The organism is Nonomuraea sp. NPDC003201, from assembly GCF_053590415.1.
Genome location: NZ_JBSFTC010000389.1, coordinates 1 through 8,891 on the forward strand (window position 1 = coordinate 1; position 8,891 = coordinate 8,891).

The 8,891-nt window shown below is 71.3% G+C and carries 9 protein-coding genes; 3 read left to right on the plus strand and 6 right to left on the minus strand.

What is annotated here, in order from left to right; translation table 11 throughout:
• From ACWDX9_RS55115 to ACWDX9_RS55130, 4 genes are all read right to left on the minus strand, one after another.
• Positions 1-1,130: anhydro-N-acetylmuramic acid kinase (locus ACWDX9_RS55115; RefSeq protein ID WP_449970569.1), on the minus strand; the 1,130-nt coding region annotated here is incomplete at its 3' end.
• Positions 1,127-1,939 carry an ABC transporter permease gene (locus ACWDX9_RS55120; RefSeq protein WP_355198520.1) on the minus strand — a complete coding sequence of 271 codons (813 nt, stop codon included), beginning with the start codon at positions 1,937-1,939 and terminating at the stop codon, positions 1,127-1,129. The genes ACWDX9_RS55115 and ACWDX9_RS55120, both read right to left, overlap by 4 nt.
• Positions 1,936-2,889 carry an ABC transporter permease gene (locus ACWDX9_RS55125; RefSeq protein WP_355198522.1) on the minus strand — a complete coding sequence of 318 codons (954 nt, stop codon included), beginning with the start codon at positions 2,887-2,889 and terminating at the stop codon, positions 1,936-1,938. Before ACWDX9_RS55125 ends, ACWDX9_RS55120 begins: the two co-directional genes overlap by 4 nt.
• Positions 2,889-4,445, minus strand: a complete 1,557-nt coding sequence (locus tag ACWDX9_RS55130) for an ABC transporter substrate-binding protein (RefSeq protein WP_449970574.1) — start codon at positions 4,443-4,445, stop codon at positions 2,889-2,891. Before ACWDX9_RS55130 ends, ACWDX9_RS55125 begins: the two co-directional genes overlap by 1 nt.
• An 86-nt stretch (positions 4,446-4,531) precedes the next feature.
• Between ACWDX9_RS55130 and ACWDX9_RS55135 the strand changes: the two genes are divergently transcribed.
• The 3 genes from ACWDX9_RS55135 to ACWDX9_RS55145 are packed head-to-tail and all read left to right on the plus strand — an operon-like array spanning position 4,532 to position 7,998.
• Complete coding sequence (locus ACWDX9_RS55135) at positions 4,532-5,416, plus strand: MurR/RpiR family transcriptional regulator (protein ID WP_449970577.1); 885 nt, start codon at positions 4,532-4,534, stop codon at positions 5,414-5,416.
• Positions 5,417-5,471: 55 nt separating this feature from the next.
• Positions 5,472-6,347 (plus strand): sulfotransferase family protein, encoded by an 876-nt coding sequence (locus ACWDX9_RS55140; RefSeq protein WP_449970580.1) that lies wholly within the window; start codon positions 5,472-5,474, stop codon positions 6,345-6,347.
• 58 nt (positions 6,348-6,405) lie between these two features.
• A complete protein-coding gene (locus ACWDX9_RS55145) occupies positions 6,406-7,998 on the plus strand; it encodes an arylsulfatase (RefSeq protein ID WP_449970583.1) in 1,593 nt (530 codons plus the stop codon).
• A gap of 70 nt (positions 7,999-8,068) precedes the next feature.
• On the opposite strand, the gene ACWDX9_RS55150 is transcribed toward ACWDX9_RS55145, so the two are convergent.
• Together ACWDX9_RS55150 and ACWDX9_RS55155 are read right to left on the minus strand one after the other, a co-directional pair.
• Positions 8,069-8,605, minus strand: a complete 537-nt coding sequence (locus ACWDX9_RS55150; protein WP_350727226.1) for an NUDIX hydrolase family protein — start codon at positions 8,603-8,605, stop codon at positions 8,069-8,071.
• On the minus strand, positions 8,602-8,727 hold the full coding sequence (locus ACWDX9_RS55155) for a hypothetical protein (protein WP_355198530.1): 126 nt from the start codon (positions 8,725-8,727) through the stop codon (positions 8,602-8,604). Before ACWDX9_RS55155 ends, ACWDX9_RS55150 begins: the two co-directional genes overlap by 4 nt.
• Between the last annotated feature and the right edge of the window lie 164 nt (positions 8,728-8,891).

Sequence of the window (8,891 nt, forward strand, 5' to 3'; positions counted from 1 at the left end):
CGGGCAAATCCACCACGATGAGGGCCATTCTCGGCCTCGACCGCCTCGACGGGGGTGCGGGCCTCCCGGGCACCCGTCCCGCCCGGCGCCGTGCCGGGCAGGCCGTGCGCTGTCAGCCAGCCGATCAGCGCGAACGCGATGGCCTCCTTGTCGTCGGACGGGGCCCCGTAGTCGTCGGACGGCGCCACGTCCACGCCGGGCAGCGCGGCCCGCAGCCCGTCCATGAGCACGGGGTTGCGGCAGCCGCCGCCGGAGACGACCAGCGCGCCCACCCCGGCGGCCCGCACGTCCCGGGCCACCGTCCGGACGGTCAGCTCAGTGAGCGTCGCCACCAGGTCGGCGTCCCCGGGCGCGCGTCCCGCCCGGGTCAGGGCGGCCTCCACGTACCCGAGGTGGAACAGCTCCTTGCCGGTGCTCTTGGGGGCCGCCAGCGCGTAGTACGGCTCGTCCAGCAGCACCTCCAGCAGCCGCTCGTCCACCCGGCCCGAGGCCGCGATCCGCCCGTCCGCGTCGAAGCCCCGCTCGTTCAGCCCTCTGCTCGTGACCACCGCGTCGATCAGCGCGTTCGCGGGCCCGATGTCGTAGGCGTACAGCTCGCCGCCGCGCACCACGGTCATGTTCGCGATGCCGCCCAGATTGAGCGCCGCCGCACCGCCCTCGTGGGCCCGCAGCAGCAGCCCGTCCAGCACCGACACCAGCGGCGCCCCGTGCCCGCCCGCCGTGATGTCCCGGACGCGCACGTCCGACAGCACCGGGACGCCGGTCCGCTCGGCGATCCACGCGGGCTGGCCGATCTGCAGCGTGCCGAGCGCGTGCGTGCCGTCCACCCAGTGGAACACCGTCTGCCCGTGCGAGACGATCAGGTCGACGGGCCCGCCCAGCGCGATCGCCGACGCCGCGGCCTCGGCGAAGCTCTGCCCGATGAGCGTGTCGAGCACGCACACCTCGGCCAGCGTCGTCTCGGCCGGCGGCAGCGCCGCGATCAGCCGGGCCCGCAGCTCCGCCGGGTACGGCGTGCTCGCCGTGTGACCCACCCGGCCTTCGAGCAGGCCGCCGACGAGCTCGAAGTCCACCACGGCCACGTCGATCCCGTCGTGCGACGTGCCGGAGATCATCCCAAGAATTCTCATCGTCTTCCTCGCGGGTCGAAGGTGTCACGCAGACCGTCGCCGAGCAGGTTGAGGCCCACCACCAGCAGCACGACGAGCGCGCCCGGCGCGATCAGCGTCCACGGTGCCACGAAGACCAGGCTGCGCGCCTCGAAGATCATCGAGCCCAGCGACGGCGCGGGCGGCGGCGTGCCCAGGCCCAGGAAGCTCAGCGACGCCTCGGTCAGCACCGCCCACGACAGCGACAGGGCGACCTGGACGATGACGATCGAGGTGATGTTCGGCAGGACGTGCCGGAGCATGATCTGCCAGCGGCTCATGCCGGTCGAGACGGCCGCCTTCACGTACTCGATCTCCCTGAGCGACAGCACCGGGCCCCGGGTGACGCGGACGAAGATGGGCACGTACACGATGGCGATGGCCACGGCGATGGTGAACCAGTTCCGGTCCAGCACCGACGCCAGCGACAGCGCCAGCAGCAGCGGCGGGAACGCGAACAGCACGTTCGTGACCCCGCCGATCGCGCCGTCGGCGACGCCGCGGTAGAAGCCGGACACGAGCCCGCCCAGCGTGCCCGCCACGGTCGCGAACACCACGGCGACGACCGCGATGAGCGCCGAGTTGCCGACCCCGGCCGCCACCCGCGAGAACACGTCCCGGCCGAACTGGTCGGTGCCGAACAGGTGCGCGCCGGACGGCGCCCCGAACCGGGAGGGCGGGTGCTGCGCGACCGGGTCGTACGGCAGCAGCCCGGCGTACGACAGCGCCGCCACGATCGCCAGCAGCACGAGGATCACCGACCCCGCCACCAGGGCGGGACTCCTCCTCACGAGGCCCTCACCCTCGGGTCGATGACCCGGTAGAGCGCATCCGTCAGCAGGTTGACCAGCACGAACGCCAGCGCGATCACCAGCACCGTGCTCTGCACGACCGCGTACTCCTTCTGCTGGATGCCCAGCAGCACCTGCCGGCCGACGCCCGGCACGGAGAAGATCTGCTCCACCACGACCGCGCCGCCGAGCAGGTAGCCGAACTGCAGGCCGGTCATGGTCACGATCGGCACGAGCGCGTTGCCCAGCACGTGCCTGACCTGCAGCCGCCGCTCCGGCACGCCCTTGGCGCGGGCGGTGCGGACGAAGTCGTCCGAGCGCACCTCCAGCACCGCCGTGCGGGTGGTGCGCAGGATCGGCGCCGCGATGCCGAAGCCGAGCACCAGCGCCGGCAGGAACATCTGCTGCAGGTTGAGCAGCGGATCGTCGAAGAGCATGGCGAAGCCCTGCCCGTTGGGGTTGAACCCGAACGACGCCGCGAAGATCGACAGCAGCGCCGTGGCCAGCAGGAACGCCGGGACCGACAGCCCCGCCAGGCTCACCAGCTGGCCGAGGGCGTCCCTGGGGGAGTTGGCCCTGGAGGCCGCCAGCATGCCCAGCGGCACCCCGATCAGCAGCGCCAGCACGATCGAGAGCACCGCCAGCTCGAACGTCACCGGCAGCGAGTGCAGGGTCAGGTCGAGCACGCTCTGCTGCTGGCGGGCCGAGTAGCCGAAGTTCCCCGTGAACATGTTGCCCAGCCACGAGAAGAACTGCGCGATCAGCGGCTGGTCGAGCCCGTAGTACTGCTCCAGGGCCTGCCGCTGGGCGGGCGTGAGCGCGGCGGCCTCGGTGCCGAGCCCCGCCGTGATCCGGTCGCCGGGGATCGCCCGCAGCATGACGAACACCAGCACGGCCACCCCGAACAAGGTGCCCACCGTGCTGATGACGCGGTTGCGCATACGTCTCATCAGCTGACGGAGGTGGTCCGCAGATACTGCAGCGAGCCGCTGGCCATCGGCACGAAGCCCTGCACGCCGGAGGCCGTGGCGGTGTAGGTGTAGCCGGAGAACAGCCAGATCCAGGGGGCGTTCTCCTCCAGCTTCGCCGAGACCTGCTCGTAGATCGCCTTGCGGGCGGCCTGGTCGGTCGTCGCCTTGCCCTCGGTGAACAGCTTGTCCAGCTCGGGCGAGCTGTAGCCGGCGACCTTGTTCAGGTTGCCCTTGCTGGTGAAGTAGCGGCCGTAGGAGCCGTCCGGGTCGGGGCGGCCGCCGTTGAGCGCCACGGCCGCGTCGAAGTCGGCGGCCACCCAGCGGTCCACGAACGCGCCGGACTCCAGCACCTCCAGCTCCAGGTTGATCTTGGCCTCGGCGAGCTGGGCCTTGAGGTTCTGGGCCTCGTTGACCGAGGTCGCGTACTCGCCCTGGGAGACGACGGTCTTGACGGTCACCCCGCCGGACTTGCCCGCCTTGCCGAGATACTCGGCGGCCTTGGCCAGGTCGCGGGCCGGGCAGGGGCGCTTGTTCGGGTCCGACTTGAACGCGGGGGCGGTGATCGGCCCGGTCACCTCGCCCTCGCCGAGCGCGGCGGTGTCGAGCACCTGCTTGCGGTCGATCGCGCACTGGATCGCCAGGCGCACGTTGACGTCCTTGAGGTCGCCGTGCTGCGCGTTGAGCTGGAGCACGTGGTAGTTGAGCTGCGGCGTCTTGCTCACGGTGAGCGTGCCGCCGCCCTGCGCCGTCTGCGCGACGAGCGGGTCGTTGAAGACCGCGAGCTGAACGTTGCCCGACTGCATGGCCGAGACGATGGACGACTCGTCGGGGATCACCCGGAACTCGACCGCGGCCACCTTCGGCTTCTCGCCGCCCCAGTACGCGTCGTTCCTGGCCAGCGTGATCGACTGGCTCGCCACGCGGTTGCGCAGCTTGAACGGACCGGTGCCGTTCGGCGTGGTGTTGAGCTTCTCCTCGGTGTCGTCGGAGGAGAGCATCGCCATGTTGACGGTGGCCAGGTTGGCCGGCAGCGCGGCGTCGGGCCCGGTCAGCTCCAGCACCACGGTGCCCGCGTCGGGCGCCTCGACCGACTTCACCGACGACAGCGACGCCCTGGCCACGGCCGCCGTCTTCTCGTCCATGATCTTCTCCAGCGACGACTTCGCGTCCTTGGAGTCGAACGCGCTGCCGTCGGCGAACGTGACGCCCTGTCTCAGCTTGAGGGTGAGCGTCTTGCCGTCGTCCGAGGTCTGCCACGACTCGGCCAGCCCGGGGACCACGTTCAGGTCCTTGTCGAACTCCGTGAGCGTCCCGTACAGGTTCTGCAACACGTTGACGGCCTGGAACTGGGTGGCCTTCCAGGGGAAGAGCGTGTCCGGGTCGGTGGTCACGCCGACCACGAGGGTCTTGCCGGAGGCCGCGCCGCCGGCGCTCGGGGCGGGCCCAGTGGATGAGCCGGAGGATGACGAGCAGCTGGTGAGGGCGACGGACAGCGCAGCGGCGATGCCGACCGCGGAGATTGCGCCACGGGGCATGTTGGTCTCCTGGGGGGAGTTGGTCATAAAATTACGCAGACCCTACCACTTGGGTACTTTTCTTTCCGTTGCGGGGATGGGTGAGGATGTCCGAGGACGACGGGACCGTGCTGATCCGCATCCGGGCCGCCCTTCCCGCGCTGCGGCCGTCGGAGCGGCGGATCGCGGAGGAGTTCGTCGGCGATCCCGCCCGGGCCGCCAACCTGTCCATCGCCGAGCTGGCCGCCCGCTGCGCGACCTCGACGACCTCCGTGGTGCGCTTCTACCAGCGCATGGGCTACGCCCACTACAAGGACCTCAGGATCGACCTGGCCAGGGCGGTGGCGCGCGAGGAGCTGACCACGTCGAGCCTGTCGGAGGCGTCCGGCGACATCGACCGGTACGACAGCCTGGAGGGCATCGTCTCCAAGGTGGCCATGAACGAGACGCTGTCCATCGCCGACACGGCCCGCTCGCTGGACATGGAGGCGCTGGCCACCGCCGTGTCGCTGCTGCTGGCGGCCCGGCGGATCGACAGCTTCGGGGTGGGCGCGAGCTCCCTGGTGGGGCTCGACCTGCACCAGAAGCTGTCGCGCATCGGCCGTACCGCCATTAACTGGCACGACTCCCACTCGGCCTGGACGTCGGCGGCCACGCTCGACTCCGGCTGCGTGGCCGTCGCCGTGTCCCACACGGGCGCCACCGTGGACACGGTCGAGTTCCTGTCGATCGCCCGCAAGTCGGGCGCCTCGACCGTGGCCATCACGAACTTCCACGACTCGCCGCTGGCCCGGGCCGCCGACGTGACGCTCACCACGGCCGCGCGGGAGACGAAGTTCCGCTCGGGCGCGCTGGGCAGCCGCATCGCCCAGCTCATGGTGGTGGACTGCCTGTTCACCGGGGTCGCGCAGGCCTCCTACGACGAGTCGATGGCGGCGCTGCGCAACACGTACGCGGTCGTGCACGAGCGGGTCGTCCACAAGCGCGGGTGAGGTTCACAGCCCGGATTCACCTGGGGTTCACGGGCTGTCTCTACCTTTGTGGGCCATGAGCTGGAGGTATCGGGCCAACACGACGTTGGAGGGCCTGACGGGATACACGTTGACGCGGCGGCCGCCGAAGCCGCCGCCACCGCCGCCGCTGGTGATGCAGCGGCTGCCGGGCGACGAGGTGCGGCCGCCCGCCGATCCCGCGCACGACCGGCTGCTGCGCGAGCCGGTCTTCCTGCTGTCGTCCGTACGGTCGGGGTCCACGCTCCTTCGGGTCATGCTGAACAGCCACTCCCAGGTGCATTCGCCCATCGAGACGCACTTCAGGCGGCTCACGGTCGGGCTCGGCACCGAGCCCGTACGGCAGGCCATGGAGGCGCTCGGCCACACCCACAGCGACATCGAGCACATCGTGTGGGACCGGCTGCTGCACCGCGAGCTGACCCGCAGCGGCAAGCCGGTGCTGGCGGAGAAGACGCCGAGCAACGTGTTCGCCTGGCGGCGCATCGCCACCTGCTGGCCCGACGCGCGCTTCCTCTTCCTGCTGCGCCACCCCATGTCCATCGTGCAGTCCTGGCACGAGGCCGATCCGGAAAGGCGGCCCATGGAGGAGGCCGTGCCGCGCACGCTGAGCTACATGACGTACCTGGAGGAGGCCCGTACCCACCTCGACGGGCTGACCCTGCGCTACGAGGACCTGGTCGCCGACCCCGAGCGCGAGCTGCGGCGGCTCTGCCTCTTCCTGGGGGTGGAGTTCGAGCCGGCCATGCTCACCTACGGAGACAAGGACCACGGCGGCTTCGTCAAGGGCATCGGCGACTGGCGCGACAAGATCCGCACCGGGACGGTCGTCGCGGGCCGCCCCTTGCCGTCGATGGACGAGGTGCCCGACGAGCTGCGCGAGATCTGCCGCCTGTGGGGCTACACGCGGTGAGGGAAGTTCAGCTGCGATTTGTCTCCTATTCGCCTTGGGCTCCGATAGGTTGCGGTTCGTGATCGACGGGCCCTCTCGCCGTACCCTGCTCGCCGGAAGTCTCGCCGGCCTCACCCTGCCCACTTCTGGGCCCTCACCTGCTCTCGCGTCGGCCGGTCTGCCTTCACGGCCCAACATCGTCGTGATCCTGGCCGACGACCTGGGCTGGGGCGAGATCGGCAGCCAGGGGCAGCGCCTGATCAGCACCCCCAACCTGGACCGGCTGGCGGCCGAGGGCGTGCGCTTCGAGACGGCCTACTCCGGGGCGCCGCTCTGCGCGCCGTCGCGCTGCGCGCTGCTCACCGGGCTGCACGCGGGTCACGGCACCGTACGCGAGAACCCGGAGGGAGGCCCGCAGCGCTCGCTGACCGACGCCGACCTCACCTTCGCCGAGCTGCTGCGCCTGTCCGGCTACCGCACGGCCTGCTTCGGCAAGTGGGGCTTCGGCCCCGAGCTGCCGGGCCAGGCCTCGCACCCGAACGAGCGCGGCTTCGAGGAGTTCTTCGGCTACATCGGCCACGCCCACGCCCACCAGTACTTCCCCAAGTACCTGTGGCACAACGGCGCCAAGGTGCGCCTCGACGGCAGGCAGTACGCGCCGGACCTGTTCCGCGAGCGGGCGGTCGAGTTCATCCGGCGCGGCGGCGACGACCCGTTCCTGCTCTACTTCCCCACCAACCTGCCGCACTCGCCGAGCGTCATCCCCGGCGACGCCGGGCGCTACGAGAACCGGCCGTGGAGCGGCCCGAACCGGCGGCACGCCGCGCAGGTGGCCCGGCTCGACGCCGACGTGGCCACGCTGGTGCGGGAGTTACGCGCGGCCGGTGTCGCCGAGCGCACGCTCGTGCTGTTCACCAGCGACAACGGGCCGCACAGCGAGAAGGGCGTGACGCCGGAGCTGTTCGACTCCAACGGGCCCTGGCGCGGGGACAAACGCGACGTCTACGAGGGCGGCATCCGCGTGCCGCTGATCGCCTGGTCGCCCGCGTTACGACCGCGCGTGGTGAAACAGCCGGTGGCCTCGTGGGACGTGCTGCCGACCCTCGCGGACCTGGCCGGCGTGCCGGTGCCCGCGCACCTCGACGGCCTGTCCTTCCGCGGCCTGCTCACCGGCGCGGGCGCCCCCAAGCACGACCACCTGGTGTGGAACCGGCCCCGCAAGGCCCAGGCGGTCCGCCGCGGCCGGTGGAAGCTGGTCCGCTTCGCGCCGCACATCGCGGGCGCCGGGCCGGAGGGCCGGGTCGAGCTGTACGACCTGGCCACCGACCCGGCGGAGCGCCGCGACCTGGCGGCGGAGCGGGTGGAGCTGGTGGACGAGCTGATGACCCTGCTGGACGACTCGATCGGCCCGGACCCGCGGATCCCGTACGGGCTGAAGACCGAGATCACCGGCGGCCAGGTCGTGGTGACGCTGTACAACGGCTCGTCGGTGCCCTGGCGCGACGTCGAGCTGGGCCTGAACCGCGCGCGGGCCCGCACGATGCCGCGCGTGGACCCGGGAACGGCCATCTCGGTCGGCTTCGCGCTGCCCGGCGGGAGCGGGAAGCGGGTCACGGCCCGCGCCGAGTTCGACGCGGGCGGCCGCTCCCTCTCCTTCCGCAGCGCCGTCTGATCAGCGCCGTCTGATCAGGGCCGTCTGATCAGGGCCGTCTGATCAGGGCCGTCTGATCAGGGCCGTCTGATCAGGGCAGGCAGCCGACGTGGGCGAGGGCCTGCTTGAGCAGCACGCCCTGCCCGCCGGTCATCTCCTGCTGCACCGCCAGGGACGCGGCGTCCTCCGGGGTGAACCACTCCAGGTCCAGGGCGTCCTGCCGGGGCCGGCAGTCGCCCGCGACGGGGACGATGTAGGCCAGGGAGACGGCGTGCTGGCGGGGGTCGTGGTACGGGGTGACGCCGGGCGTGGGGAAGTACTCGGCGACGGTGAACGGCTGAGGGGAGGCGGGGATGTGGGGGAGCGCCACGGGGCCGAGATCCTTCTCCAGGTGACGCAGGAGCGCGTCGCGGATCCGCTCGTGGTGCAGCACCCGTCCCGAGACCAGCGCCCGGCTGACCGTGCCGTCTGACGCGATGCGCAGCAGCAGGCCGACGCGGGTGACCACGCCGGTGTCGTCGACCCGCACCGGCACGGCGTCGACGTAGAGGATGGGCAGCTGGCCCCGCACCGACTCGAGTTCGTCGCGCGAGAGCCATCCAGGCGTGGTTTCGGTCTTTTCGGTCATCTGCTGATCGTACGTCCCCGGATCAGGCCCTCGGGAGCGGTCCTGCCCGCCAGCCAGGAAGCCGCGCAGGTGACCAGGACGATGCCGAAGAACGGCAGGTAGGCGATGACTTTGCGGCTCATGCGAGCTTCCTCCGCTGCCACTGGACGGTGTACTTGGGGTCGTTCGCGGACTCCATCCCGGCGCGGAAGATCCCGAACCGGGTGCACGCGGAACCCGCGAGCAGGGCCGCGCCCGCCGCCACGGCCGCGATCCTGCTGCGCCGGCCGACGGTCACCCCGGCCAG

Bases quoted from the DNA above. Each gene is read 5' to 3' on its own strand.
- ACWDX9_RS55125 (WP_355198522.1), bottom strand. From the start codon at position 2,889: ATGAGACGTATGCGCAACCGCGTCATCAGCACGGTGGGCACCTTGTTC.
- ACWDX9_RS55130 (WP_449970574.1), bottom strand. From the start codon at position 4,445: ATGCCCCGTGGCGCAATCTCCGCGGTCGGCATCGCCGCTGCGCTGTCC.
- ACWDX9_RS55135 (WP_449970577.1), top strand. From the start codon at position 4,532: ATGTCCGAGGACGACGGGACCGTGCTGATCCGCATCCGGGCCGCCCTT.
- ACWDX9_RS55140 (WP_449970580.1), top strand. From the start codon at position 5,472: ATGAGCTGGAGGTATCGGGCCAACACGACGTTGGAGGGCCTGACGGGA.
- ACWDX9_RS55150 (WP_350727226.1), bottom strand. From the start codon at position 8,605: ATGACCGAAAAGACCGAAACCACGCCTGGATGGCTCTCGCGCGACGAA.
- ACWDX9_RS55155 (WP_355198530.1), bottom strand. From the start codon at position 8,727: ATGAGCCGCAAAGTCATCGCCTACCTGCCGTTCTTCGGCATCGTCCTG.